This is a genomic window from Bacillus cereus group sp. BfR-BA-01522 (genome assembly GCF_022662635.1).
Classification (GTDB): domain Bacteria; phylum Bacillota; class Bacilli; order Bacillales; family Bacillaceae_G; genus Bacillus_A; species Bacillus_A cytotoxicus.
Map to the genome: position 1 here is coordinate 1 of NZ_JAKUDY010000002.1, position 24712 is coordinate 24712.

Below are 24712 nucleotides of genomic sequence, written 5' to 3' on the forward strand. Positions count from 1 at the left end.
CCGTAGGGACTACGGGGATAGCCTAATCAATAACTAACCGTTAGGTTGGTGTTCTTAGGAATCTCCCACTTCAAACAGCTCGTAAGAGTGTTAAGTGGGGGTAGTTCAAAAGAAATAAAATGAATAGCGAAGGAACTATATGTCGAAAACATGGATAATGATTGGAATTGTCGTATCCATTATCGGTATCCTATTTTTAGTGAATCTCAATGTTTTTATGGAGGAAAATCTTCTTTAGCTACCAGTGCACTTAAAGAAGCAGATCGCTTTGTAATCTATCATTTGAAAGCGCACTATGGTAAAAAAATGAAGGGAAGTTGGAGTGAAGTCAGACCCGATTTGAGTCAACTTAAACAGTCCCCGGAAAATCTTGTTGATATATAAATGATAAGCAACATTTAGAAAGAGATACAGGTGACGGAATGTGGAGTATGAATTGTGAGGCAAATCATACGATGCTTCACTCGGACAAAGGGGTATATAGAGATAGAGGTGGAAGAGATGAAAATAGCAGTTGGATCGAAAAATCAAACAAAAGTAGGAGCAGTAGAGGAAGTATGGAAAGATGCGGACATTATCGCCATTTCTGTTCCGTCGGGAGTAGCATCGCAGCCTTTTTCTGATGAGGAAACGATGCAAGGAGCAATGAATAGAGCGAAGCGAGCAGTAGAGGAAACCAAAGCAGATATTGGCTTTGGATTAGAAGGTGGCGTAATGAAAACGAAGCATGGATTGTTTTTATGTAACTGGGGTGCTTTAGCAACGAGTACGGGGAAAATGTTTGTTGCAGGAGGTGCTCGGGTTAAGCTGCCAGATGATTTCCTTGATCCTCTTGAAGCGGGAAAAGAGTTAAGTGAAGTTATGGAAGAATTTGTTAAGCGAAAAGATATTCGAAGCCATGAAGGAGCAATCGGAATTTTTACAGATCATTATGTGGATCGTACAGCGCTATTTGTTCATGTTGTAAAGCTATTAATTGGACAATATAAGTATAATGAAAAGCAAGCATAAACCTTGCACAGCACACGATGTATGGTAGTATAAAAGAAAGATTATAGTATGAAACGATGCACTTCGTTAGAGGAGGAAATATAGATGAAGACTTTAGAAAGTATGGAGCAATTTCAAGAGTTAAAAAATGAGGAAAACGTTATTTTTATGTTCTCAGCAGATTGGTGTCCAGACTGCCGTTTTATTGATCCATTTATGCCAGAGGTAGAAGAGACATACAGTAACTTTTCATTTTATTATGTAGATCGTGATGAATTTATCGATCTTTGCGTGAAATTAGATGTATTTGGCATTCCAAGCTTTGTAGCGTACAATAAAGGCGAAGAGATTGGTCGCTATGTGAACAAAGAGCGAAAAACACAAGAGCAAATCGAAGCGTTTATTGAAGGGTTAAAATAAAGCAATCTGTTAATAAAATTGTGAAATAACCTCTACCTTCGCGGGGAGGTTATTTTTTTGGAAGGGAGGAAAGCGAAATGAAAATGACAAATAAGAAGATGAAAAAAGAGTTAATGGAAAGGTTAGCTCGCCCAGAGTGGGAATTTCATTATGATAGTGAAAAAGATGTGCTAAGAATTGAGCAAAAAGATACGAAAAAAGGGATTAACGTTTCACTTCCAGGAGTTGTCGCAAAATGGGAAGTGAAAAAAGAAGCTGCAATTGAAGATGTTGTATATTACGTAACAGAAGCGTTGCTTGCTATGCATAAAGAAGAAAATCAATCAGGGAAAATATTTCCGGTTATTCGGTCCACTTCTTTCCCGAAAGAAGCGGAAGAAGGAAATCCATTTATTATGACAGAACATACAGCAGAAACACGCATTTATTACGCATTAGATTCCAATAAAACATACCGTTTAATAGATGAACGTTTGTTACAAAAATTAGGGTTAACAGAACAGCAAGTGCGTGAAATGGCATTATTTAATGTTCGTTCATTAAATTATGAGTTTAAACAAGATCAAGTAGCTGGAAACACATTTTATTTCTTGAACACAAATGATGGTTATGATGCGAGTCGTATTTTAAATGAATCGCTGTTACAATCTATGCGTGAAAAAATTTCAGGCGATATGGTAGTGGCTGTTCCGCATCAAGATGTGTTAATTATTGCTGATATCATGAACGAAATCGGTTATGATATTATTGCACAAATGACAATGAAATTTTTTGCTGAAGGTCATGTTCCAATTACATCGCTTTCATTTATATATGAAGATGGTGAGTTTGAACCAATCTTTATTTTAGCGAAAAATCGGAAGAAGACGAATGGAAAAGAGAAAGGATGAACAAAGTGAACGTTTTTTACAACCATGAAGGAATTGGAGATACATTAATTGTTGCCTTGCAAGATATTGCTTTAGAGAACCGCACATTTGATCGCAAAGGAGATGTGGCGCGTATTTATGATCGTGAAAGCAATGTGACAGCAGGATTTAACATCTTTGGTGTCTCTTCTTATATGGAAATAAAAGAAACAGGGAATATTACTTTAACAAAAGAACTTGTTAAAAAAATTAACGAAATTTTAGCGAAGAACGGTTTTGAAGAAAGAGTAGAAGCAGATTTTTCACCAAAATTTGTTGTTGGTTATGTAGCAGAAAAAGAAAAACATCCAAATGCTGATAAATTAAGTATTTGTAAAGTTGAAGTTGGCACAGAAACATTACAAATTGTATGTGGTGCACCAAACGTTGAGGCAGGACAAAAAGTAGTTGTTGCGAAAATTGGTGCCGTTATGCCAAGTGGCATGCTAATTAAACCAGCTGAATTACGCGGAATTCCATCTGCTGGTATGCTTTGCTCTGCTCGTGAGTTAGAACTACCAGATGCACCACAGGAAAAAGGAATTCTTGTATTAGAAGATAGCTATGAGATTGGACAAGAATTCAAGTTTTAATTGAGTGTAAAAAAGGAGTCTATCGCCTGTATATAGTAGGTGATAGACTCCTTTTCCTATTTATAAGAAGTTATCGGCGATGCAGCCCTACTTATCGGCGAAGTCTCCCCATTTATCGGCGCAAGTTGAAAGATATCGGCGATTCGACACGGAATATCGATTTACCAACAAATTACGACATATACAACTTCTCATGAATATAAATCAATCGTTTTCAGCAGTGGCCTTATTTTGCTGAAATGTCGCTATATTGTCACGCTTTCCTTTATAAAGTATATTGTATTGTGAAACCAAATTAGTTAAAATTTAGAAAAACAAAAGGGGTTAGCGTACATGATGCAACAACAGAAAATAAAAGAACTTCTTGAGAGAATTGAAGTTACAAAAAAACATGATGTTGAAATCGATTCCTACGAAATCTATTTGTTTCATAAAGACGAAATAGAAAAAGGACAAATTGGTTATCGATATGATAAAAATAATCATTCGCTTATAGGTGAGAATGAAGGGGAATGGAAAGAGAGCTGGATTGTTATCGGCTATGAAACAGATATGGGGGATCCTATTTTTGTAGATACTGATAATGCGTTGTATCCAATTTATACAGCAAACAAGGGGAGGGAAATATGGGAACCAGTCTGTATAGCTGATAGTATAAATGAAATTATCAATCAACTTCAAGATAAATAAAGTACAAAAGAATATAGAGCGTAAGCGACAAGCGGCAGTCTATTTATATAAGACTGCTATTTTTTTAAAGTTTACAAAAGGTTTGGAATATGACTTGTCATATAAATGGGCGTAATTTTACCTGCACTTTTTGCTGAATGCTGATACAATAAAGAATGTTACTATTTAGTAGAAAGAGTGGTAAGCATGTTAGATTGGATGAAAAAGCTGTTTAACAAAGAGGAACATCAGGAAGAAAAAACAGCAGTGTTTAAAGAAGTATCGAAAAGAACTGAAAGTCAGCCCCAAATTCCTCGTGTAAACCACTACACTGAAGAAAGAGAAGCACAAATGGCAAGCCGAAATCAAGGTGTGAAATGCCGTTTTCCTTTAATACCAGATGGTGGATTGGATCAAGAGGATGTAGAAGCGCCGTCAAGTTTTGAAGTGCAACCTATTCATAGAACTGTTAAAGCGGAAAGACATCGGCAAAGATATGTAGAGCAAAAAACAACTTCTACATATACAGAATCAAAATTTGTGCATCAATCAGAAGAAGTGCCAGAGCCGTTTGTTCAACCAACATCTGTACCAGCACAAGAAAATAATCGAAGACCATTTCGTCCAACAGAAATCATCTCTCCTATTTATGGATATCATCGTCCTTCAGTAGAAAAAAAGATTGTACAAGAGGAAGAAAAAGAGAGAGAAGACCTTGAAATATCTGTTGAGGGGAAATCAGTTGTTGATGCTTGGTTAGAGAAGAAGGGATATACATTCTCCTATTTTTCCGAAGAACAAGTAGTACGCGATTTTCCTAAAGAAGAGGGAACAGTAGCGGATAATCAAGAGGCAAGTAAACAAGAAGGAAAATCAGTTGTTGATGAGTGGTTAGAGAAAAACAGCTATGAAATAGAACGTCAAGCTTCTTTATTGGAAGAAAATTCAGATGACTTAATAGAACAGCAAACAGATGACTTTGAGTCAGAGCAACAAGTAGTGGCATTATCGGAGGATTATCGAAAAGCTCTGCAATCAGAGGCTATAGATACGAAAAACATAGAAGAACAAGTTGAGAAAAAAGCTGCTGAAGAGGCGGTAATTATAAAGTCGGAAGAAGCACTTGTAGAAACGATTGTGATTGAAACAGAAGATTCTTCAGAAGAAGTTTCATCTTCAGAACCTACACAAATAGTTACAATTGCGGAAGCAGAAATAGAAGCAGAAATAGAAGCAGAAGCAGAAGAAGTGGAAACAGAAATAGAAGCAGAAGCGGAAGAAGAAGTGGAAGCAGAAATAGAAGCAGAAGCGGAAGAAGAAGTGGAAGCAGAAATAGAAGTAGAAGCAAAAGAAGAAGCGGAAGCAGAAATGGAAGCAGAAGTGGAAATAGAAACAAAAGATGTGGAGCAATTACAAGAAGAATCTAAGGAAATAGAAAGTACCACTGAATACGTTGCCCAGCAGGAAGTAATGGAGTTTCAAGAGGATAAGAAACAAATTGCGTTAACTTCAGAAAGCCTTGAACAGACGAAAAAAGATGTTCAAAGCTTTGCGAACACCTTAATTGAAGAAAAAGAAGGCACTCAGTCTGTTGTGCAAACAGAAGAACCAAAACGTGAGAAAAAACGGCATATACCATTTAATGTTGTTATGTTAAAACAAGATAGAAGAAAACTAATGGAAAAGCGTATAGCAAGAATGAATGCAGTACAACAAGCAGAAGAAGTACAGGTCGAAGAGAAGCCAGTCCAACAAGTAGAAGAAAAAGCACAAGGAACTGAGCAATCTGTGCAACAAATGAAGGATTCTACAGCAAATTCTAGTGAAAAAGAGTATGTTATAGCGAAAAGAGAAAATGATGTTCGTAACGTATTGCAAACACCTCCGGAATACATGATGCCGCCATTAACATTGCTCACGATTCCGACGCAAACAACATTAGATAATACGGAATGGTTAGACGAACAAAAACAATTGCTAGATATGACGTTTAATAATTTCCATGTTGGGGCACATGTTATCAATGTTTCACAAGGACCAGCGGTAACCCGTTTTGAAGTACAGCCTGACCCGGGTGTGAAAGTAAATAAAATCACAAATTTAAGTGATGATATTAAGTTAAGTTTGGCTGCAAAAGATATTCGGATCGAAGCGCCAATCCCAGGAAAAAGTGCGATTGGGATTGAAGTTCCAAACAAAGAAAGTAAGCCAGTCTTTTTAAGAGAAATCTTAAGAAGTCCAGTATTTACAAAGAGTGAGTCACCGCTTACGGTTGCACTAGGGCTTGATATTTCGGGGGCACCAATTGTAACAGATATTAGAAAGATGCCTCATGGATTAATTGCCGGTGCAACAGGGTCTGGGAAAAGTGTTTGTATTAATGCGATTTTAACGAGTATTTTATATAAGGCGAAACCTCATGAAGTGAAGCTCATGTTAATTGATCCAAAAATGGTCGAACTTGCACCATATAACTCTGTTCCGCATCTTGTAGCCCCTGTTATTACAGATGTAAAAGCTGCTACAGCGGCATTAAAATGGGCGGTTGATGAGATGGAACGACGCTATGAGCTGTTTGCACATGCGGGAGCTCGCGATTTAACTCGGTATAATACAATCGTAAGTGAAAGAGAAATTCCAGGTGAAACATTGCCATATATTGTTATTGTTATTGATGAGTTAGCAGACTTAATGATGGTGGCTCCTGGTGACGTAGAGGAAGCGATTTGTCGTATCGCTCAAAAAGCACGTGCTTGCGGTATTCATTTATTAGTTGCTACGCAGCGTCCATCTGTAGATGTTATTACGGGATTAATTAAATCTAATATTCCAACGCGCATTGCGTTTACTGTATCATCTCAAGTTGATTCTCGTACGATTATTGATATTGGAGGAGCAGAAAAATTACTAGGACGCGGTGATATGCTATTTTTAGGAAATGGTACATCTAAGCCAGTACGTGTGCAAGGTGTGTACGTATCAGATGATGAAATTGAAAAAACAGTTGAACATGTGAAAAAACAAATGAAACCAAATTACTTATTTAAGCAAGAAGATTTATTAGCGAAAACAGAACAACATGAAGTGGAAGACGAATTATTTTTTGATGCATGTCAATTTGTTGTAGAACAAGGGGGAGCTTCTACATCTTCTGTACAGAGAAAATTCCGTATCGGCTATAATCGTGCAGCACGTCTTATTGAAGAGATGGAGGCGCAAGGGATTATATCTGAAGCAAAAGGAACGAAACCGAGAGATGTCCTAATTTCAGAGGATGAATTTGCTGCTATGCAGGAAATTCATGTATAGGAAGCGGTTTTGCTGTATACTAAGAGAAAATGTTGGATAGTAAAGTAGGGAGTAAAACGACATGAAAGAAATCGAATTAAAATTAAAAGGTGAAATTAATCGATTAACAAATAAAACATTTAAATTTGATGAACGAGTTGGAGAAGGATGGTTCTCTGCTGTTTACTTTTTAAAGACTCGTGATATTATTCAAGAATTTCGTCCGAAAAGTGTTGTAACCATGCAGTTTTTTCAAAAAGAGAATGCAGTGCTTTGCGGAACAGATGAGGTAATTGCATTGTTACAAACATTTGCGACACATCCAGAAGAGTTAGAAATTCATTCTTTAAAGGATGGAGACAAAATTAAGCCGTTTGAAACAGTTTTGACAATCACAGGACCTTATGAGTATTTTGGATTTTTAGAAGGTGTAATCGATGGGATTTTAGCCCGACGTACATCTGTAGCAACAAATGTATATAATGTTGTACAAGCTGCTCGTAGCGGTCAAAAAGAAAAACCTGTTATTTTTATGGGGGATCGTGATGATCATTACACACAGCAAGCTGGTGATGGATACGCAGCATACATCGGTGGTATGAGTGCACAGGCAACGCATGCAATGAATGAATGGTGGGGCAAAAGTGGAATGGGGACAATGCCGCATGCATTAATCCAAATGTTTAATGGAGATGTTGTTGAAGCTGCCAGAGCCTATCATAAAAAGTTTCCAGAAGATGATCTCGTTGTACTAATTGACTATAACAATGATGTAATTACAGATGGTCTTCGTGTTGCACGTGAATTCGGTTCAGAATTAAAAGGTGTACGTATTGATACATCACGTACAATGATTGATCAATATTTTATCCGTAATCCAGAGGTACTTGGAACATTTGACCCACGTGGTGTAAATCCATCGCTTGTTTTTGCACTGCGGAAGGCGCTTGATGAGGAAGGGTTCCAACATGTAGATATTGTTGTAACTGGCGGATTTGATGAGAAACGTATTCGTGAATTTGAAGCGCAAAATGTTCCTGTAGACCTATACGGAGTGGGCAGTAGCTTACTGAAAATAAATATCGGCTTTACTGGCGATAATGTGGAATTAAATGGAAAGCCGGAAGCGAAAGCTGGGCGTAAATACCGTCCGAATCCGCGTCTTGAGCGCGTTCAATTAGAAAAAAAGAAGAGAAATAAAAAAGAAAAACTGATAGGTGATTGACCCTATCAGTTTTTCTGTTATCATAGTATAACGGCTTGTTTTTTGCTATAATAGTTTTGTTATGGACATAAAACGAAGCACGTATGCATTTGATTAATGAGAGCTAAAAAAGGTTCGCTTTATCGGAAATGTATGATGATTACCAAAATAAGAAAAGATTCATATACTGTCTTATAGATAGGCCGTTGTATTAGTTCGAAATGTTGGAGGTTCTTTAAGATGACAGTTTACCATTTTGTAGGAATTAAAGGAACAGGAATGAGTTCATTAGCACAAATTCTTCATGACATGAAGAATACTGTTCAAGGTTCTGATTATGAAAAGCGTTTCTTCACACAAGTAGCATTGGAAAAGCGTGGTATTTCAATCCTTCCTTTTGATAAAAACAATATTAAAGAAGGACAAGTGATTATTGCAGGAAATGCATTTCCTGATACGCATGAAGAAATTATGGCAGCGAAAGAATTAAATATTCCAGTCCATCGTTACCATCACTTTTTAGGAAACCTTATGAGTCAGTATACAAGTGTTGCTGTAACAGGTGCGCATGGAAAAACATCAACAACAGGTTTGTTAGCCCATGTCATGCAAGGTGCTAACCCGACATCTTATCTGATTGGCGATGGAACGGGACATGGGGTAGAAAATAGTAAGTATTTTGCGTTTGAAGCTTGTGAATATCGTCGTCATTTCTTGTCTTACTATCCAGACTATGCAATTATGACAAATATTGACTTTGATCATCCGGATTATTTTGCAGACATTAATGATGTATTTCATGCATTCCAAGAGATGGCACTTCAAGTGAAAAAGGGAATTATTGCATGTGGTGATGATGAAGAACTTCAAAAAATTCAAGCGAAAGTACCTGTTATTTTCTATGGATTTGGTGAAGATAATGATTTCCAAGCTCGTAACATTCAAAAGAGAACAGACGGTACTGTATTTGACGTATTCGTTCGTAATACGTATTATGAAACATTTAAAATTACAGGATACGGAAATCATAGCGTATTAAATGCATTAGCAGTAATAGCGCTTTGCCATTATGAAAATATCGATGTCGAAGTTGTGAAACATCAATTAACAACATTTGAAGGCGTAAAACGTCGCTTTAATGAAAAAACGGTGAGAGACCAAGTCATTATTGATGATTATGCACATCATCCGACAGAAATTAATGCAACGATTGAAGCGGCTCATCAAAAGTATCCAGAGCGTGAAATTATCGCTATCTTCCAGCCGCATACATTTTCACGTACAGAGACGTTTTTAGATGAGTTTGCAGAAAGCCTAAGTAAAGCTGATCAAGTCTATTTATGTGACATTTTTGGATCAGCACGTGAAAACAAAGGTGAATTAACAATTGAAGATTTGCAAAAACGCATTGATGGTGCAGAATTAATTACAGATACAACAACAGATATACTGAAAAAACATAAAAACGGCGTTCTTATTTTTATGGGCGCAGGCGACATTCAAAAATTCGAAGCAGCTTATATAAAAGAAGTGCAAGTTGCTGAGAAGTAAAAAAAAGACGCATAGCGGTGGCTATGCGTCTTTTTTAGTGCGTGATTTGTAGTATATGTGGTGTCGAAAGATGTTGGGAAGCCGATATCTCCTGTCAAAATGCTGATATGTTGAGGGGGATTTTTTAACAATAGATGTTAGAATAATAAGAAAAAAAGGGGTGTAAATATGTTCACACTCCGAGTAGATGACGAAATTGAACTACAATTATTAGAGAAGCATCATAAAGAAGAGTTATATCAATTAATAAATCAAAACCGTAATCATTTAAGAAGATGGCTTCCTTGGGTAGATGGCACGAAATCGGCTGATGCGTATGATGACATTTTTCCGAGGTGGTTAAAGAAATTTGCAGAGGGAGGTGGTTTTGAAAGTGGTATACGTTATAAAGGAAAGCTTGTTGGGATGGTAAGCATTCATCCAGTGAGCTGGGAGAAGAAAGCGGCGAGTCTTGGGTATTACCTTGCAGAAGAGGCAGAGGGGAAAGGGATTATAACGAGAAGTGTAAAAGCGGTACTTCGCTATGGCTTTGAAGATTTAAAACTAAATAAAATGGAAATTCATTGTGGAGTACAAAATAAGAAAAACCGTGCGGTTCCGGAACGACTTGGGTTTCGATTAGATGGTATTTTACGAGAGGAAGAATGGTTGTATGACCATTTTCATGATATAGCAGTCTATAGCTTGTTAGCTTCAGAGTGGAAGAAAATCCGATGAGGAATTTGTATTACTAGAAAGTTTTATAGGTTAAACTGTAAAATATGGTATTATTTAGTTAGGGGCGATGGTATGGAAATTTCTATTCAAAGAAGCAAACTGATTATGATTGTTGTCATTCTAATGTTCATTATTATGGTTGTTTATCCCATTATGCTGTTTGTGATGAATAAAGAGAATTGGGGGACAGCATTAATTGGAATGGGAATTTGTTTTATTGTCAATGTTCCGCTCGTCTGGGAAGTCTTTATAAAAAAACATATTGTGAAAAATGGTGTACTGAAGTATGGGATATTGAATGATGATATTGTGTTATCAGATGTAAGAGTGGTACGCCAAGTTGGGAAATCTCTTGAAATTACAACGAATCAATATAAAGTACATATGATTGCAATGCCAACAGATATGAATCAGTTATTAGCATTGATTGAGAAAGAGAATCCACAGGTGAAAATAGAGATGAATTGAAAAAAACGCTCGGAATGATATCCGAGCGTTTTTTAATGCTATTTTAAGTTCTCTGGGTTTAACGCTTCTAATTCAGGTACAACGAAACGACCATCTTTACGAATTAATACGTCGTCAAAGTAAATTTCACCGCCGCCGTATTCTGGACGCTGAATGCATACTAAATCCCAATGGATGTTAGAGTTGTTCCCGTTCCATGCATCATCATATGCTTGTCCAGGTGTGAAATGGAAGCTACCGTCGATTTTTTCATCAAATAGAATGTCACCCATTGGATGAAGGATGTATGGGTTTACGCCGATTGCAAATTCGCCAACGTAACGTGCACCTTCATCTGTATCGAAAATTTTATTAATGCGATCTGTATCATTTGCAGTTGCTTCAATAATTTTTCCATCCTTAAATTTCAGCTGTACGTTTTCGAATGTATAACCATTATATGGTGATGGTGTGTTATAAGAGATTGTACCATTAACAGAATTGCGAACTGGTGCAGAGTATACTTCGCCATCCGGAATATTTAAATGACCAGAGCATTTAATAGCTGGAATGTCTTTAATAGAGAATGTTAAATCAGTTCCAGGACCAGTTAAGCGAACTTTATCTGTTTTGTTCATCAGTTCAACAAGGCTATCCATCGCTTTGTCCATTTTACCGTAATCTAAGTTACATACTTCGAAGTAGAAGTCTTCAAACGCTTCTGTACTCATTTTTGCAAGTTGCGCCATAGACGCATTTGGGTAGCGCAGAACAACCCAGCGTGTTTTTGGAACGCGGATATCTCTATGAACTTTCTTACCAACTGTTTGACCGTGGATTTTCATTCGTTCACTTGGAACGTCAGCTTGTTCATTAATGTTATCGCCAGAGCGAAGACCGATATAAGCGTCCATATCTTTCATTACGCTTGCTTCATATGCTGCAATTTGTTCGAAATGTTCTTCTGTAGCACCCATTAATAAAGAGCGATCTACCGCGTGATCTTTTAAAGAGACAAATGGAAACCCGCCAGCTGCATATGCTTCTTTTACAAGTGCAGTTACAAGTTCTCTTTGCAAGCCAAAGTTTTCAATTAATACTTTTTCGCCTTTTTGTAAGCGAATCGAGTAGTTAATTAAATTGTATGCTAATTTTTCAATACGTGGATCTTTCATATGTAAAGCCTCCCCTAATGAATTATGTATACATTGTTATTGTACCCTACTTGCTGGAATTTGTTTAATAGTTTATGTTACAGTTGACATATAAATAAGAAAATTCGAACGAAATTGTAAGGGTTAGAATGAAACGGAAAATGATTGTATAATAGGAGAAAGTATGAAAAAGATAAAGGAAGTGATGAGATGCAAGTTCTTTTATACGTAAGTGCAGCTATTATCGCAGTAGCATTTGCTGTATTGGTAATTTATGCATGTAGAACGTTATTATCATTACAGAAAACGCTAGAAAATGTTGCGAGTACACTAGAGGGATTAGAAAAGCAAATGCAAGGAATAAGCGTAGAAACAGAGCAGTTATTACATAAAACAAATGCATTAGCTGATGATATTCAACAAAAGTCACAATCATTAAATAAAGTAGTAGAAGGCGTAGATGGAATTGGAACGACAATTCATTCTTTAAATACGAAACTTCGTAATGTATCAAATTCAGTTACAAATGAAATTGAAAATAATGCAGATAAAGTTGCTCAAGTTGTTCAATGGAGCAGTGCAGCGATTGAAGTGTACAATCATTTCCGTGCTACCCGACATGAGAAAAAAAGAGAAAAAGAAGAGAGAAAGTTAGAGAAGGTAGAAAAGAAAGAAAAGCGTTCGAGACTGCCGATCCGTATGAAAGGTGAGTAAAATGAGCATGAAAAAAATCGAAACAATAGAAGAGTTTGAAGCATTAGTAGAAACAGCGGAACCATACATTTTGTTTAAACATAGTACAACATGCCCAATTAGCCAAGGAGCATATACGGAATTTCAAGCTTATTGTAAGGAGAACGATGAAACTGCCGCATATTACTTATACATACAGGATGCACGAGATGTTTCCAATCGCATTGCTGAACATTTTGGGATTACACATGAATCACCACAAGTGTTATACATAAAAGATGGTATGGCGGTATGGCATACATCGCATTGGAATATTAAAAAAGAAGTACTGAAAGAGAACGTCAAGTAAGAAGTGAGTGAAGAGGCTCGCTTCTTTCTTTTTTGAAAAAAATCATTATAATTTTCTTAGATTGAGTTTTTAGAGATTGTATATACGGAACTAATAAATGAGGGAACGATTCCAAATGCCAATGTATATCATGTGACAACCTGACGTCTATTCGTTATAATAAGTTAGCTTAAACGTGATAATAAGATAATGAAACCAATATATAAATATACAACTGAGAAAGAGGTGGCTTCCTATGGCATCACAAGAATTAGATCGTTTACGTTCTCAAATTGATGAAATAAATATGCAAATGTTAGAGCTTTTAAATGAAAGGGGCCGTCTTGTTCAAGAAGTCGGTAAAGTAAAAGAAGAGCAAGGGATTATGAAATTTGATCCTGTACGTGAAAGAAATATGCTCGATTTAATTGCACAACATAATAATGGCCCGTTTGAAACATCAACACTTCAACATATTTTTAAACAAATTTTTCAGATGAGCTTAGAGTTACAAGAAGATGATCATCGCAAGGCGCTTCTTGTTTCTCGTAAGAAAAAGCCAGAGGATACAATTGTTACGATTAAAGGTGAGAGAATTGGTGATGGGAATCCGCACTTTATTATGGGACCATGTGCTGTAGAGAGTTATGAACAAGTGCGTCAAGTAGCGGAAGCGATAAAGGAACAAGGATTAAAATTAATGCGCGGTGGTGCATTTAAACCTCGTACATCTCCTTACGATTTCCAAGGTCTTGGTTTAGAGGGATTACAAATTTTGCGACAAGTTGCCGATGAATATGATTTAGCTGTCATTAGCGAAATTTTAAATCCAAACGATATGGAAATGGCTCTTGATTATGTAGATGTAATTCAAATTGGGGCTCGCAATATGCAAAACTTTGAACTATTAAAAGCTGCCGGTGCTGTAAAGAAACCAGTATTATTAAAACGAGGTTTATCAGCTACTATTGAAGAATTTATTTATGCCGCAGAATATATTATGGCACAAGGGAATGGAGATATTATTTTATGTGAACGAGGCATTCGAACGTATGAGAAGGCAACTCGTAACACGCTAGATATTTCCGCTGTGCCGATTTTGAAGAAGGAGACACATTTACCTGTTGTAGTAGATGTAACGCATTCTACAGGGCGCCGTGACCTTCTATTACCAACTGCAAAAGCAGCAATGGCAATCGGTGCTGATGCTGTTATGGCTGAAGTGCATCCGGATCCAGCTGTTGCATTATCGGATTCAGCACAGCAAATGGATATTCCGGAGTTTAATGAGTTTATGAAAGAACTAAAAGCGTTTCGTGGTAGATCGTAAGGAATGTTTGTCTATGCGATATTTCTCGCATAGACTTTTTGCAGAAAATGTCCTTTTTCACATGAAAAATACGAAAATACGAGAAAAGAAGCGAATTTTTTCAGAACTTTTGCGGGAACATATTGTATGAGTCTGCAATTTTATCGTATCATTAGTAAAAGGACTCGGGACGATTGGTGGCATCTTCAAATAGAGTTGATGTCTTTTTTTCATTCAAGTGAACCGATACATAAAAATAGATAACATAGATAGAAGGAGTGTGCGAAAAGATGAACGTAACAATCTATGATGTAGCGCGTGAAGCGAATGTTTCAATGGCAACTGTATCACGTGTTGTAAACGGTAATCCAAATGTAAAGCCTACAACAAGAAAGAAAGTATTAGAAGCAATTGACCGCTTAGGATATCGTCCAAATGCGGTAGCGCGTGGTTTAGCAAGTAAAAAAACAACTACAGTAGGGGTTATTATTCCTGATATCTCCAATACATTCTATGCAGAACTTGCACGTGGGATTGAAGATATTGCAACAATGTACAAATATAATATTATTTTAAGTAACTCGGATCAAAATAAAGAAAAAGAGTTCCACTTATTAAATACAATGCTAGGTAAACAAGTAGATGGGATTGTATTCATGGGTGAGGATATTACAGATATTCATGTCGAAGAATTTAAAAAATCTCCAGTACCGATTGTATTAGCGGCATCATTTGATGAGAAGAATGAAACGCCATCAGTAAATATTGATTATACACAAGCAGCTTATGATGCAATAAAGTATTTCTTAGAAAAAGGTCATAAGCGAATTGGTTTCGTATCAGGTCCTTTCGTTGATAAGGCAGGAAGCGCAAAGAAATTACAAGGGTATAAAAAAGCTTTAGAGGAAACTGGTATTTCATATGATGAAAAACTTGTAATTGATGGAGATTACACATATGATTCAGGTTTAGAAGCATTTGAAAAACTTTGGGCACTTGATCAAAAACCAACAGCAATTTTCGTGTCTTCCGATGAAATGGCATTAGGTGTCATCCATGCAGCACAAGACGCTGGCTTACGTGTACCAGAAGATGTAGAAGTGCTTGGATTTGACAATACACGCCTTGCATTAATGGTGCGCCCACAGCTTTCAACAGTCGTACAACCAATGTATGACATCGGTGCAGTAGCGATGCGTTTACTTACAAAATATATGAATAAAGAAAAAGTAGAAGATCATACAGTTATCTTACCTCATCGCATTCAATTTAGAAATTCGACGAAGTAAGGAAAAAAACTCACAGCGCGGCGCTGTGAGTTTTTTTGTTATCTCCGCCGATAAGGTGTCCGCCTTTAAACGAGAAGTTCAACTGAGAATAGTGAAACAGGAAAAAGGGGAACTTAAATTCAGCTTTAAAATACAAGAAATTAGGATGCTCTTTTATATGAATTTGGATTGTCTCATTTGAAGGAGAATATGGAAGAGACATGATAGGGTTCTCTGTATGATCTAGAATCAAAATTCCCTATAAATACACAATGTCATGTATAATAGAAAGAAAAGGCTTGTGAGGAGGGGAAGAGATGATCATTCTTTGGATTATTACGCTTTGTATGACTGCTTTTTTTGCTTATATGACGTTAAAACAAACTGGTTTAAAGCGATTTGTTCCAGGAAGTATTCTTGCCGGAATCGCCCTTATCACATATGTATCTTCTATTTTCATTGAACATGTTTCAGCGGAATGGAGTACAAACTTTGTATTTATCGGCATTACATTATTTGCTGGTAGTATGATGGTATTAATGGTTGCTGGTATTGTTTTTTTTATTCATATGAATTCTGAAACGTTATAAGATATAAAAAAAGCATGTCCCATATGGGCATGCCTTTTATCATTTTATTATGCTCGATCTTTAGAAGCATTTTGTTGTTTCAATAAATCGCGAATTTCGCCAAGAAGAACTTCTTCTTTGGTTGGTTCTGGTACTTCTTCTTTCTTTTCTTCTTCTTTTTTGAATGTTAACTTATTGAATAATTTAATGAATAAGAAGATTGAGAATGCAATGATTAAGAAATCAACAACAGTTTGAATAAATGCACCATATTTTACTACAGCTTTTCCAAATGTAAAGGAAAGTCCTGTGAAGTTTACTCCACCAAGTAGTAATCCAACTAATGGCATGATCACATCACTTACTAATGAAGAAACGATCTTACCAAACGCACCACCAATTACAACCCCGACAGCTAAATCCATGACGTTCCCTTTTAAAGCGAACTTTTTAAACTCATTCCACATACGTTATGCCCGTCCTCTCTAAATTTAATATGAAGATTATAATTCCTCACCATATTTTATAGAAGTTTATATTAGAAATAAAGAGGAAATGAGAATGAAAGTAAATTCAGAAAAGTGTATCCGTTTTATTCTATATTATCCAAATTATGTGATTTAAGTGTTTTAGAGCATAGTAACAGTTTTACTATTTATTACAATTTTAATTCTTTTAGATTGTTAATAACAAGTTTTGTATCAAACAATAAAAGAAAGGTTAATACTCTTGGGATAAAATGATGAATGGAATTTTCAAATCTATGTTATTTCATATTAATAAGAAATACTTGATGAGTAGGAATAAAGCTTTCTGCAAAGACATCCTCAGTCTTATGAAATTGTCAGTAATGATGTGTCATACAAAGGAGTTCTCCATTTCCTCTTGGAAAGATTTCAAAAGTACCATGAAATATATGTACAAGCTATCAATTCTACATAAAATATTATCTTCTTTGAAAAAAGAATAGGAAAAAATCTCCTATTCTTTATGATCTAATACAATGATTTTTTTGTATTATTCCGAATGATTTCGAGAGATTTTGCGACAGTTAGTGCATTTTTTTCTTCAATTTCTGCTTTTCGAGGGATAGGATTGTACATGTTGTTAGGGTCTTCCCATGTGAGAGGAAGTTCAGTTTCAGCTTGTCCTTTCCACGCTTCAATCCATTCTGGAGGGAGATAACCTGAGATGTTTTGGATGTTGTTCATTGTGATCCATATGAGTGCCCATGCTCTTGGGACAACGCGCCACATGTCATAGCCACCGCCACCAACGGCAATCCAGCGCCCATCGCAATATTCATTTGCAATTTCATTAGCGAGTTTTGGAATTTCTCGATAAATTTCTATAGTTGCACAAAGGTGTGTAAGTGGATCATAATAATGCGCATCGGCGCCATTTTGCGTTACAATAATATCTGGTTTAAAATAAGCGGCGACTTCTTTTACAACAGTACGGTAAGACTGTAAAAAAGACTCATCTTCTGTAAAGGCATCGAGTGGAACATTGAAAGAATAGCTATATCCTACACCTTGTCCTCTTTCATTCACTGCACCAGTTCCAGGGAATAAATATCGGCCTGTTTCATGAAGTGAGATGGTACAAACATTTGGATCATCATAAAAAGACCATTGGACACCGTCGCCATGATGGGCATCCGTATCAATATATAACACGCGAAGACCGTATTTTTGTTGTAAATATTTAATCGCAATCGAGCTATCGTTATAAATACAAAAGCCGGATGCTTTTCCGCGGAATCCGTGATGTAGTCCGCCTCCTAAGTTTAATGCACACGTTGCTTTTCCAGACATAACAGCATCTACAGCTGTTAATGTACCGCCAACAAGCAATGCACTTGCTTCATGCATATGAGGAAACATGGGAGTGTCCTCAGTTCCAAGCCCATATGTCATAGCGATTGATTGTTCTAAATGGCCTTCTCCAGCGCGTTTTACCGCATTGATATAGTCCTCTGTATGAATGAGTGCAATTTCCTCATCTGTAGCCATTCGGGGTGGGATGACTTGAGAAGGGGATAAAAACCCACTCTTTACTAATAAATCATATGTAAGTGTTACACGAAGTTGGTTAAAAGGATGCTCAGGGCTAAAAGAATAGCCCTGAAATTTATCTGAATACACGAATACACTTTTCATGCTTGCATCCCCATACTGTTTGGCCATAAGACGTGATACCCCTTTTTTTCAAGTGCTTCAATCACTCTTAGAGGATTCATCGTTTGAATGCGGAAAACGAGCACCTTCTCATTCTCATCTTTTGCTGGGTAGACGAGAACACTTACAATGTTTATTTGTAGATCACTAAAAATAGTAACTACTTTTCCGAGAATACCAGGTTCATTTTTTACTTGAATTTCAATTTGAGAACTTGGTTGATGCGCTCCTGTTAATTTTACTAATGTATGCAGTACTGTAGATTCAGAAATAATGCCCACTAATTTTCCAGCCTTTGTGACAGGAAGGCAACCGATTTTATTTTCGAAAAATAATGTTGCAATTTCTTCAACGAAATCAAGAGGATGGCAAGTCCTAACAGGGTGTTTCATAATGAGGTGAAGCGGTTGTTTTAACATATCGAGTGAAACTTGCTCATCAAGGATAGACGGACTTGCATCTCTTACATCTCGATCAGAAATAATGCCTACTATTTGGGTATTTTGATCGATAATTGGAATGTGCCGAATCCCTTTTGTACGTATTGTTCGGATCGCGGTTTCGATTGTATCATCTGGATGCAGTGCGATAACATCTTGATTCATAATTTCTTCTACAATCATTCCATTCGCCCCCTTTTTAGTACATAAATCGATTCTGGAAACGTAGACGGTCAAATGCTTGAATAGAATTGGTGTCGACGCGTTTGCCAATGCGAACCATTAAACAGTTAGCAGGATGAGAACAAATTTCTGGATCATCTGTAGCCATCCATTGTAAACCACCAGCATTCATCATTTTTTCCATTACTTTTCGATACTCCCAAACATTTAAACCAGTTTGCTTTAAATCCCAATGCCAGTAATACTCAGTCGTTAATATAATATAATCTTCCATGTTATCATCCATCATAGAAACTTCCAGTAAGTTTTTTCCGACAGAGCAGCCACGAAATGCTGGAGCAACTTCAATCGCTCCAAGTTCAATTACATTTTCGATATTCCCTTCTGACCATCTTTCAAGTGGATCAGGATATAAGTATGTAACGTATCCGATAATTGTATGGTCATGCCGAGCGATAATAATGCGAGCTTCTGGTAATTTAGAAATTGCAACGATGGCTTTATATTGTTGCTCGGCAGGGCGAAACGCAACTAAATCGGGATGGAACTCATATGTTTCAAGATTATGGGTAGAAACAGGACCTTCAATTATTAAAGTTCCTTTAGATGTTTTTAAGTTTCTAGCATTATATATTTTTTTATGAATCAACTTTTTACTCACCGCCTTGAGGGTTTGTGAATCTACTATACATCGTACTTTATACGATATGCGATGTGAATCGAATTTTGTCATTAAAAATTTGTCAAAAAAATAACAAATATACTGAAAATTTTAAATAATGTTATTATAATAGATAATAGAATATATAGGGAGGGGATGTAAAGTATGAAAATGGAAACGCTTCCTGTTATTAAAGGAGAACATAATTTACTAAATTATAAAGAAGCATACGCCCATTTTAACTGGGAAGAGGTTCATCAACATTTTTCTTGGCATGAAACGGGCCGAGTAAATATGGCGTATGAGGCAATTGACAAGCATGTAAAATCTGAACGAAAAAATAAAGTTGCCCTGTATTATCAAGATGGCTCTCGAAAAGAGAAATATACATTTAAAGAAATGAAAGATTTTTCTAATAAAGCGGGAAATGTCTTAAAAAATTACGGTGATGTGGAAAAAGGAGATCGCGTTTTTATTTTTATGCCGCGTTCCCCAGAACTATATTTTGCCCTTCTTGGTGCAGTAAAGTTAGGGGCCATTGTTGGTCCGTTATTTGAAGCATTTATGGAAGGTGCAGTACGCGATCGTTTAGAAGATAGCGAAGCGAAGGTGTTAATTACAACTCCTGAATTGTTAGAACGCGTACCATTAAATGATTTACCGGCTTTAAAAACAGTCTTTCTTGTTGGAGAAAATGTAGAAGAAGGTGGAAAAATCGTAGCGTTTAATCCGCTGTTTGAACAGGCTTCAAAAGAATTACATATCGAATGGTTAGACCGTGAAGATGGCCTGATTCTTCATTATACATCTGGCTCGACTGGTAAACCAAAAGGCGTTCTTCATGCACAAAATGCAATGATTCAGCACTATCAAACAGCTAAATGGGTGCTAGATTTAAAAGAAGATGACGTATATTGGTGTACAGCTGATCCAGGTTGGGTAACAGGAACTGCTTACGGTATTTTTGCGCCATGGTTAGTAGGAGCGTCGAATCTTATCTTAGGCGGGCGCTTTAGTCCTGAAGCTTGGTATGAGGCACTAGAAGATTACGGCGTGACAGTTTGGTACAGCGCGCCAACAGCATTCCGAATGTTAATGGGGGCTGGACAAGAAGCGATTAAAAAATATAATTTATCCGAACTTCGTCACGTATTAAGTGTTGGTGAACCGTTGAATCCAGAAGTGATTCGCTGGGGGATGAACGCTTTTGGCCTTCGTATTCATGATACGTGGTGGATGACAGAAACCGGTGGACAAGTGATTTGTAACTATCCTTGTATGGAAATTCGCCCAGGGTCAATGGGGAAACCAATTCCAGGCGTAAAAGCAGCGATTGTTGATAATGAAGGAAATGAAGTACCGCCATACACAATGGGTAATTTGGCAATTGCGAAGGGATGGCCAGCGATGATGCGTGGGATTTGGAACAATCCGCAAAAGTATGAGTCATACTTCATGCCAGGCGATTGGTATGTATCAGGCGACTCTGCGTATATGGATGAAGATGGTTACTTTTGGTTCCAAGGACGTATTGACGATGTTATTATGACATCGGGTGAACGTGTTGGTCCGTTTGAAGTAGAAAGTAAATTAATTGAGCATACTGCGGTAGCGGAAGCAGGTGTAATTGGTATTCCTGATCCAGTACGAGGGGAAATTATTAAAGCGTTTATTGCACTTCGCGCAGGGTATGAACCATCTGATGAATTAAAAGAAGATATTCGTCAATTTGTGAAAAAAGGTCTAGCAGCTCATGCAGCGCCAAGACAAATTGAATTTAGAGATAAATTACCGAAGACAAGAAGTGGTAAAATTATGCGACGCGTATTAAAGGCATGGGAGTTAAACTTACCAACAGGTGATTTATCAACGATGGAAGATTAAAAAAGAAAGGTATGAACGTCACTTCGTTCATACTTTTCTTTTTATGTTATATATACGTATTGAAAAGGCTATGCAAAGAAGAGCATCAAAGGAAAGGAATAACACTGTGGTCTAAAGAATTTTCGCCGCGGGAGAGCGATTGCTTTTTTAGAGATGATGACTTTGAAACGCAGAGTGATTAAAGAGCAGTGAGATGCACCAGAGTTTCAATCGATACAGCAAATTTCAGTTGTTTAATTAATACATATTAATTAATAAATTCAATTGATTATTTGAAATATATGAAAGTGAAACAACAGAAATATATAATGAGAAAGGGTTGGAATGAAACAAATAAATAATTATATCGATTTGTCGATTGTATTTCATTTTTCATTATTAGCGGGTATCCCTATTCTTTCTCTAATTACGATATGGGTGACAACTTTGTAAAAAATAAGTGTTGGAATAAATTTCCGGTTTCATTTGACATGTTTATATAAATGATGGTATAAAGAAAAGTATATAAATAATTGAGCGTGGAAAGGGAGAAGTAGTGATCATTTCCCTGTTTTAGAGAGCTGATGGTCGGTGGAAATCAGCACATAGATGATCGCGAATTACGCCCCTCGAGCATCTTTTTTCGATTGAATTAGATTAGATTCAAAAGGGAAAAGACGGTGATGAGCCGTTATGTGAATGAGGTGGTAGGCTATTTGGCCTGCAACTAGGGTGGTATCGCGATGATCAAAATCGTCCCTTATTTGAGGGGCGATTTTTTTATGTTTTCACATTTCACGCCACATTACATTAAAGGAGAGTATGTAGAATATGAATATTTTACAAGATCTTGAGTTTCGCGGTTTGATTAATCAGCAAACAGATGCTGAAGGTTTAGAACAATTATTAGAAAAAGAAAGCGTTAAATTATACTGTGGTTTTGACCCAACAGCAGATAGCTTACACATCGGACATATGTTACCGATTTTAATGTTGCGTCGCTTTCAATTAGCTGGTCATCAACCAATCGCACTTGTAGGTGGTGGTACTGGTATGATCGGGGACCCAAGTGGTAAAAAAGCAGAGCGTACATTAAATACGAAGGATACAGTTGCTTACTACACTGAAAGTATTAAAAAACAGCTTTCAAACTTCTTAGAATTTGAAAATGTAGAAAATCCAGCAGTAATGGCAAATAACTACGACTGGCTTGGCAACTTAGATGTTATTACATTCTTACGTGACATCGGTAAAAACTTCGGTTTAAACTACATGTTAGCAAAAGATACAGTTGCATCTCGTTTAGAAACTGGTATTTCATTTACGGAATTTAGTTACATGATTTTACAATCATATGACTTCTTAAACTTATATAAAAACCATGGTTGCCGTCTGCAAATTGGTGGTAGTGACCAATGGGGTAACATTACAGCGGGACTTGAATTAATCCGTAAATCGGAAGAAGATGCGAAAGCATTCGGGTTAACAATTCCACTTGTTACAAAATCTGACGGTACGAAGTTTGGAAAAACAGAAGGCGGTGCAGTTTGGTTAGACCCAGAGAAAACAACTCCTTACGAGTTCTATCAATTCTGGATTAACACAGATGACCGCGATGTTGTGAAATATTTAAAATACTTCACATTCCTATCTCATGAAGAAATTCTTGATTTAGAAAAACAAGTAGCTGAAGCACCTGAAAAACGTGTAGCACAAAAAGCATTAGCTTCTGAAATGACAAAGCTTGTTCACGGCGAAGAAGCATTAGAACAAGCAATTAAAATTTCTGCAGCTTTATTTAGTGGTTCTGTAGCAGAATTAACAGCAGATGAAATTGAACAAGGCTTCAAAGATGTACCATCTGTAGACCGCAGCGCAGAAGATACAGGGTTAATTGACTTACTTGTAGAAAGCAAAATTTCTCCATCAAAACGTCAAGCACGTGAAGATGTTACAAACGGTGCGATTTATATAAACGGTGAGCGCACACAAGAATTAGATTACGTTGTCACAGAAAAAGATCGCATCGAAGGGAAATTCACAATCATTCGCCGCGGTAAAAAGAAATATTTCTTAATTCGTTATTAAGAAATAGAACATATAAGACAGAAAGGCTTTGAGGATTTATTCCTCAAAGCCTTTTTGTCTTAAACTTTTTCGTATGTTCATACAGAAGTCACACGCTAGGAGTAATATATATGTATGCCATATAACAGAAAGGGGTGTATAAAAAATGTCACTAGAAGCGCTTATTATATTTTCTCTGCTACATGCTGGTCAGCTTGCGGAGAATACACAAAGCGATGTACACAAAAATTCGAAAGATGCTTATGTATATGTGGAAAAACAAGAGGATGAAAAATGATTTTTATTTTATATATAGTGAATCAGTAATAGCAAAGTGTATGAATGATAAATAGAGCTTTAATTCATCATACAGAACTAAATGATGTTTTTGATGGGAATAGCATTTTAGAAGAACTTTCAAGTGAGTATCAATTAAGTCTACGTGAAGATATGTTTGAAGCATTGACTGGCTTAGAAGAAGGTACGCTGGCTAACATTAGATCGAATAAAACAGTATAAAATGGATTAGGTAATGAAGAAAGCCGCTCATTTTTAGGGGGGCGGCTTGTACTTTAATATTTTATTTTTCTTCTTCTTCTTCTTCTTTGTAATTCAACGCAATCTCTACTAGTTCTTCTGGTGTTAAGTCTCTAAAATCCCAAAAGATTATATCGCTTGGAGCGGGATGAGGCACACCACTATTATTAAATTGGTTTACATATTCATTAAGTTCTTCTTTTTTCTTTTATTCGTCGTCTTCAAAATCGCGTAAGCTATCCAGCAATTCTGTAAAAGATGAACAAACAGGGTAAATTGCTTCTTCCATCTCTTCTTCCTCATGGTCCCAAAATACAACGGTTGGGGCTTCGGGATTATTTCGGTAATCAAAGCATAGAAGGTTACCAAACGGGTCTCTAGCAAAAGGGTATACTTTATCAACTAATCTATCTTTTATACCTTCATAGTTTTGGACAATTGAATATTTATCTTCTATATGAAGAGTTAAGAGGTCACTGAATACATTTTCATTTTGTCCTAGTACATCAAATACTTTTGGGTTAGGGTATCCCCCGTCATATTTCTTCACGCACGCAACAAAATCGTTGGGTAATTTAATATTAAAATATTGTTCTACCTTTTGGATTTCTTCGTCTGTAACTGGTGTTTTACTCATAAAGGACCATGTAATATTGTTCATTTTTGCCACTCC

25 protein-coding genes, 1 pseudogene and 1 other annotated feature are annotated in these 24712 nt (G+C 36.6%); of the genes and pseudogenes, 19 read left to right on the forward strand and 7 right to left on the reverse strand.

Features of this window, described 5'->3' with window-relative positions; genetic code table 11:
* Nucleotides 1-501: 501 nt before the first annotated feature.
* From MR059_RS02715 to MR059_RS02760, 10 genes are all read left to right on the forward strand, one after another.
* Nucleotides 502-1011, forward strand: a complete 510-nt coding sequence (locus tag MR059_RS02715) for a DUF84 family protein (protein ID WP_041810074.1) — start codon at nt 502-504, stop codon at nt 1009-1011.
* An 84-nt stretch (nt 1012-1095) separates the two neighbouring features.
* On the forward strand, nt 1096-1410 hold the full coding sequence (locus MR059_RS02720; RefSeq protein WP_012095814.1) for a thioredoxin family protein: 315 nt from the start codon (nt 1096-1098) through the stop codon (nt 1408-1410).
* Nucleotides 1411-1487: 77 nt separating this feature from the next.
* Nucleotides 1488-2300 carry a DUF1444 domain-containing protein gene (locus MR059_RS02725; protein WP_012095813.1) on the forward strand — a complete coding sequence of 271 codons (813 nt, stop codon included), beginning with the start codon at nt 1488-1490 and terminating at the stop codon, nt 2298-2300.
* Nucleotides 2297-2911, forward strand: coding sequence for a YtpR family tRNA-binding protein (ytpR, locus tag MR059_RS02730; RefSeq protein WP_041810073.1), 615 nt, complete (start codon nt 2297-2299; stop codon nt 2909-2911). The genes MR059_RS02725 and ytpR overlap by 4 nt, the downstream gene beginning before the upstream one ends.
* Nucleotides 2912-3244: 333 nt before the next feature.
* Nucleotides 3245-3601 carry a hypothetical protein gene (locus tag MR059_RS02735; RefSeq protein ID WP_012095811.1) on the forward strand — a complete coding sequence of 119 codons (357 nt, stop codon included), beginning with the start codon at nt 3245-3247 and terminating at the stop codon, nt 3599-3601.
* Between the two features lie 186 nt (nt 3602-3787).
* Nucleotides 3788-6889, forward strand: coding sequence for a DNA translocase FtsK (locus MR059_RS02740; protein ID WP_242161522.1), 3102 nt, complete (start codon nt 3788-3790; stop codon nt 6887-6889).
* 61 nt (nt 6890-6950) lie between these two features.
* Nucleotides 6951-8093 carry a nicotinate phosphoribosyltransferase gene (locus MR059_RS02745; RefSeq protein ID WP_012095809.1) on the forward strand — a complete coding sequence of 381 codons (1143 nt, stop codon included), beginning with the start codon at nt 6951-6953 and terminating at the stop codon, nt 8091-8093.
* Nucleotides 8094-8312: 219 nt separating this feature from the next.
* Nucleotides 8313-9623 (forward strand): UDP-N-acetylmuramate--L-alanine ligase, encoded by a 1311-nt coding sequence (gene murC, locus MR059_RS02750; RefSeq protein WP_012095808.1) that lies wholly within the window; start codon nt 8313-8315, stop codon nt 9621-9623.
* 168 nt (nt 9624-9791) lie between these two features.
* Nucleotides 9792-10340: a GNAT family N-acetyltransferase gene (locus MR059_RS02755; protein ID WP_012095807.1), complete on the forward strand. Its 549-nt coding sequence runs from the start codon at nt 9792-9794 to the stop codon at nt 10338-10340.
* A gap of 72 nt (nt 10341-10412) precedes the next feature.
* Entirely contained in the window at nt 10413-10808 is a 396-nt protein-coding gene (locus MR059_RS02760; protein ID WP_012095806.1) for a PH domain-containing protein, read from the forward strand.
* A gap of 38 nt (nt 10809-10846) precedes the next feature.
* On the opposite strand, the gene MR059_RS02765 is transcribed toward MR059_RS02760, so the two are convergent.
* Nucleotides 10847-11962 carry an aminopeptidase gene (locus tag MR059_RS02765; protein WP_012095805.1) on the reverse strand — a complete coding sequence of 372 codons (1116 nt, stop codon included), beginning with the start codon at nt 11960-11962 and terminating at the stop codon, nt 10847-10849.
* Between the two features lie 144 nt (nt 11963-12106).
* On the opposite strand from MR059_RS02765, the gene MR059_RS02770 reads away from it, so the two are divergent.
* From MR059_RS02770 to MR059_RS02790, 5 genes are all read left to right on the forward strand, one after another.
* On the forward strand, nt 12107-12655 hold the full coding sequence (locus MR059_RS02770) for a DUF948 domain-containing protein (RefSeq protein ID WP_041810072.1): 549 nt from the start codon (nt 12107-12109) through the stop codon (nt 12653-12655).
* A 1-nt stretch (nt 12656) separates the two neighbouring features.
* Nucleotides 12657-12983 carry a bacillithiol system redox-active protein YtxJ gene (gene ytxJ / locus MR059_RS02775; RefSeq protein WP_012095803.1) on the forward strand — a complete coding sequence of 109 codons (327 nt, stop codon included), beginning with the start codon at nt 12657-12659 and terminating at the stop codon, nt 12981-12983.
* A gap of 235 nt (nt 12984-13218) precedes the next feature.
* Nucleotides 13219-14292: a bifunctional 3-deoxy-7-phosphoheptulonate synthase/chorismate mutase gene (locus tag MR059_RS02780; protein ID WP_012095802.1), complete on the forward strand. Its 1074-nt coding sequence runs from the start codon at nt 13219-13221 to the stop codon at nt 14290-14292.
* Between the two features lie 269 nt (nt 14293-14561).
* Nucleotides 14562-15560, forward strand: a complete 999-nt coding sequence (gene ccpA / locus MR059_RS02785; RefSeq protein WP_012095801.1) for a catabolite control protein A — start codon at nt 14562-14564, stop codon at nt 15558-15560.
* A gap of 296 nt (nt 15561-15856) precedes the next feature.
* A complete protein-coding gene (locus MR059_RS02790; RefSeq protein ID WP_012095800.1) occupies nt 15857-16129 on the forward strand; it encodes a DUF3917 domain-containing protein in 273 nt (90 codons plus the stop codon).
* A 47-nt stretch (nt 16130-16176) separates the two neighbouring features.
* Here the strand turns inward: MR059_RS02790 and mscL are convergent, their stop codons facing one another.
* The 4 genes from mscL to MR059_RS02810 form a co-directional block, all read right to left on the reverse strand.
* A complete protein-coding gene (gene mscL / locus MR059_RS02795; RefSeq protein ID WP_012095799.1) occupies nt 16177-16575 on the reverse strand; it encodes a large conductance mechanosensitive channel protein MscL in 399 nt (132 codons plus the stop codon).
* Nucleotides 16576-17103: 528 nt separating this feature from the next.
* The gene (locus MR059_RS02800; RefSeq protein WP_012095798.1) at nt 17104-18270 is read right to left on the reverse strand and encodes an acetoin utilization protein AcuC; all 1167 of its coding nucleotides are present in this window, start codon (nt 18268-18270) and stop codon (nt 17104-17106) included.
* Nucleotides 18267-18911 (reverse strand): acetoin utilization AcuB family protein, encoded by a 645-nt coding sequence (locus MR059_RS02805; RefSeq protein WP_012095796.1) that lies wholly within the window; start codon nt 18909-18911, stop codon nt 18267-18269. The genes MR059_RS02800 and MR059_RS02805 overlap by 4 nt, the downstream gene beginning before the upstream one ends.
* 16 nt (nt 18912-18927) lie before the next feature.
* Nucleotides 18928-19560 (reverse strand): GNAT family N-acetyltransferase, encoded by a 633-nt coding sequence (locus MR059_RS02810; RefSeq protein ID WP_012095795.1) that lies wholly within the window; start codon nt 19558-19560, stop codon nt 18928-18930.
* A gap of 177 nt (nt 19561-19737) precedes the next feature.
* Here MR059_RS02810 and acsA point away from each other — a divergent pair, with 177 nt between their 5' ends.
* The 4 genes from acsA (at nt 19738) to MR059_RS02835 (ending at nt 24021) form a co-directional block, all read left to right on the forward strand.
* Nucleotides 19738-21456, forward strand: coding sequence for an acetate--CoA ligase (gene acsA / locus MR059_RS02815; protein WP_012095794.1), 1719 nt, complete (start codon nt 19738-19740; stop codon nt 21454-21456).
* A 510-nt stretch (nt 21457-21966) separates the two neighbouring features.
* Nucleotides 21967-22199 (forward strand) — a binding site (T-box leader).
* A gap of 67 nt (nt 22200-22266) precedes the next feature.
* Nucleotides 22267-23523 carry a tyrosine--tRNA ligase gene (tyrS, locus tag MR059_RS02825; protein WP_012095793.1) on the forward strand — a complete coding sequence of 419 codons (1257 nt, stop codon included), beginning with the start codon at nt 22267-22269 and terminating at the stop codon, nt 23521-23523.
* Between the two features lie 145 nt (nt 23524-23668).
* Nucleotides 23669-23800, forward strand: a complete 132-nt coding sequence (locus tag MR059_RS02830) for a hypothetical protein (protein ID WP_012095791.1) — start codon at nt 23669-23671, stop codon at nt 23798-23800.
* A 44-nt stretch (nt 23801-23844) separates the two neighbouring features.
* Nucleotides 23845-24021, forward strand: coding sequence for a hypothetical protein (locus MR059_RS02835; RefSeq protein WP_012095790.1), 177 nt, complete (start codon nt 23845-23847; stop codon nt 24019-24021).
* A 61-nt stretch (nt 24022-24082) separates the two neighbouring features.
* Here the strand turns inward: MR059_RS02835 and MR059_RS22435 are convergent.
* Both MR059_RS22435 and MR059_RS02840 read right to left on the reverse strand, forming a co-directional pair.
* Nucleotides 24083-24241: pseudogene (locus MR059_RS22435) on the reverse strand (bacteriocin immunity protein); the annotation flags it as partial.
* Nucleotides 24242-24247: 6 nt separating this feature from the next.
* The gene (locus MR059_RS02840) at nt 24248-24700 is read right to left on the reverse strand and encodes an SMI1/KNR4 family protein (protein WP_012095787.1); all 453 of its coding nucleotides are present in this window, start codon (nt 24698-24700) and stop codon (nt 24248-24250) included.
* Between the last annotated feature and the right edge of the window lie 12 nt (nt 24701-24712).

What these genes read in the sequence shown, in the direction of transcription:
- MR059_RS02790 (WP_012095800.1), top strand. Translation starts at nt 15,857, where the DNA reads ATGATCATTCTTTGGATTATTACGCTTTGTATGACTGCTTTTTTTGCT.
- MR059_RS02805 (WP_012095796.1), bottom strand. Translation starts at nt 18,911, where the DNA reads ATGATTGTAGAAGAAATTATGAATCAAGATGTTATCGCACTGCATCCA.
- mscL (WP_012095799.1), bottom strand. Translation starts at nt 16,575, where the DNA reads ATGTGGAATGAGTTTAAAAAGTTCGCTTTAAAAGGGAACGTCATGGAT.
- ytpR (WP_041810073.1), top strand. Translation starts at nt 2,297, where the DNA reads ATGAACAAAGTGAACGTTTTTTACAACCATGAAGGAATTGGAGATACA.
- ccpA (WP_012095801.1), top strand. Translation starts at nt 14,562, where the DNA reads ATGAACGTAACAATCTATGATGTAGCGCGTGAAGCGAATGTTTCAATG.
- ytxJ (WP_012095803.1), top strand. Translation starts at nt 12,657, where the DNA reads ATGAGCATGAAAAAAATCGAAACAATAGAAGAGTTTGAAGCATTAGTA.
- murC (WP_012095808.1), top strand. Translation starts at nt 8,313, where the DNA reads ATGACAGTTTACCATTTTGTAGGAATTAAAGGAACAGGAATGAGTTCA.
- MR059_RS02800 (WP_012095798.1), bottom strand. Translation starts at nt 18,270, where the DNA reads ATGAAAAGTGTATTCGTGTATTCAGATAAATTTCAGGGCTATTCTTTT.
- MR059_RS02840 (WP_012095787.1), bottom strand. Translation starts at nt 24,700, where the DNA reads ATGAACAATATTACATGGTCCTTTATGAGTAAAACACCAGTTACAGAC.
- MR059_RS02745 (WP_012095809.1), top strand. Translation starts at nt 6,951, where the DNA reads ATGAAAGAAATCGAATTAAAATTAAAAGGTGAAATTAATCGATTAACA.
- MR059_RS02715 (WP_041810074.1), top strand. Translation starts at nt 502, where the DNA reads ATGAAAATAGCAGTTGGATCGAAAAATCAAACAAAAGTAGGAGCAGTA.
- MR059_RS02720 (WP_012095814.1), top strand. Translation starts at nt 1,096, where the DNA reads ATGAAGACTTTAGAAAGTATGGAGCAATTTCAAGAGTTAAAAAATGAG.
- acsA (WP_012095794.1), top strand. Translation starts at nt 19,738, where the DNA reads ATGAAAATGGAAACGCTTCCTGTTATTAAAGGAGAACATAATTTACTA.
- MR059_RS02765 (WP_012095805.1), bottom strand. Translation starts at nt 11,962, where the DNA reads ATGAAAGATCCACGTATTGAAAAATTAGCATACAATTTAATTAACTAC.
- MR059_RS02755 (WP_012095807.1), top strand. Translation starts at nt 9,792, where the DNA reads ATGTTCACACTCCGAGTAGATGACGAAATTGAACTACAATTATTAGAG.
- MR059_RS02735 (WP_012095811.1), top strand. Translation starts at nt 3,245, where the DNA reads ATGATGCAACAACAGAAAATAAAAGAACTTCTTGAGAGAATTGAAGTT.
- MR059_RS02830 (WP_012095791.1), top strand. Translation starts at nt 23,669, where the DNA reads ATGTCACTAGAAGCGCTTATTATATTTTCTCTGCTACATGCTGGTCAG.
- MR059_RS02760 (WP_012095806.1), top strand. Translation starts at nt 10,413, where the DNA reads ATGGAAATTTCTATTCAAAGAAGCAAACTGATTATGATTGTTGTCATT.
- tyrS (WP_012095793.1), top strand. Translation starts at nt 22,267, where the DNA reads ATGAATATTTTACAAGATCTTGAGTTTCGCGGTTTGATTAATCAGCAA.
- MR059_RS02740 (WP_242161522.1), top strand. Translation starts at nt 3,788, where the DNA reads ATGTTAGATTGGATGAAAAAGCTGTTTAACAAAGAGGAACATCAGGAA.
- MR059_RS02835 (WP_012095790.1), top strand. Translation starts at nt 23,845, where the DNA reads ATGATAAATAGAGCTTTAATTCATCATACAGAACTAAATGATGTTTTT.
- MR059_RS02780 (WP_012095802.1), top strand. Translation starts at nt 13,219, where the DNA reads ATGGCATCACAAGAATTAGATCGTTTACGTTCTCAAATTGATGAAATA.
- MR059_RS02725 (WP_012095813.1), top strand. Translation starts at nt 1,488, where the DNA reads ATGAAAATGACAAATAAGAAGATGAAAAAAGAGTTAATGGAAAGGTTA.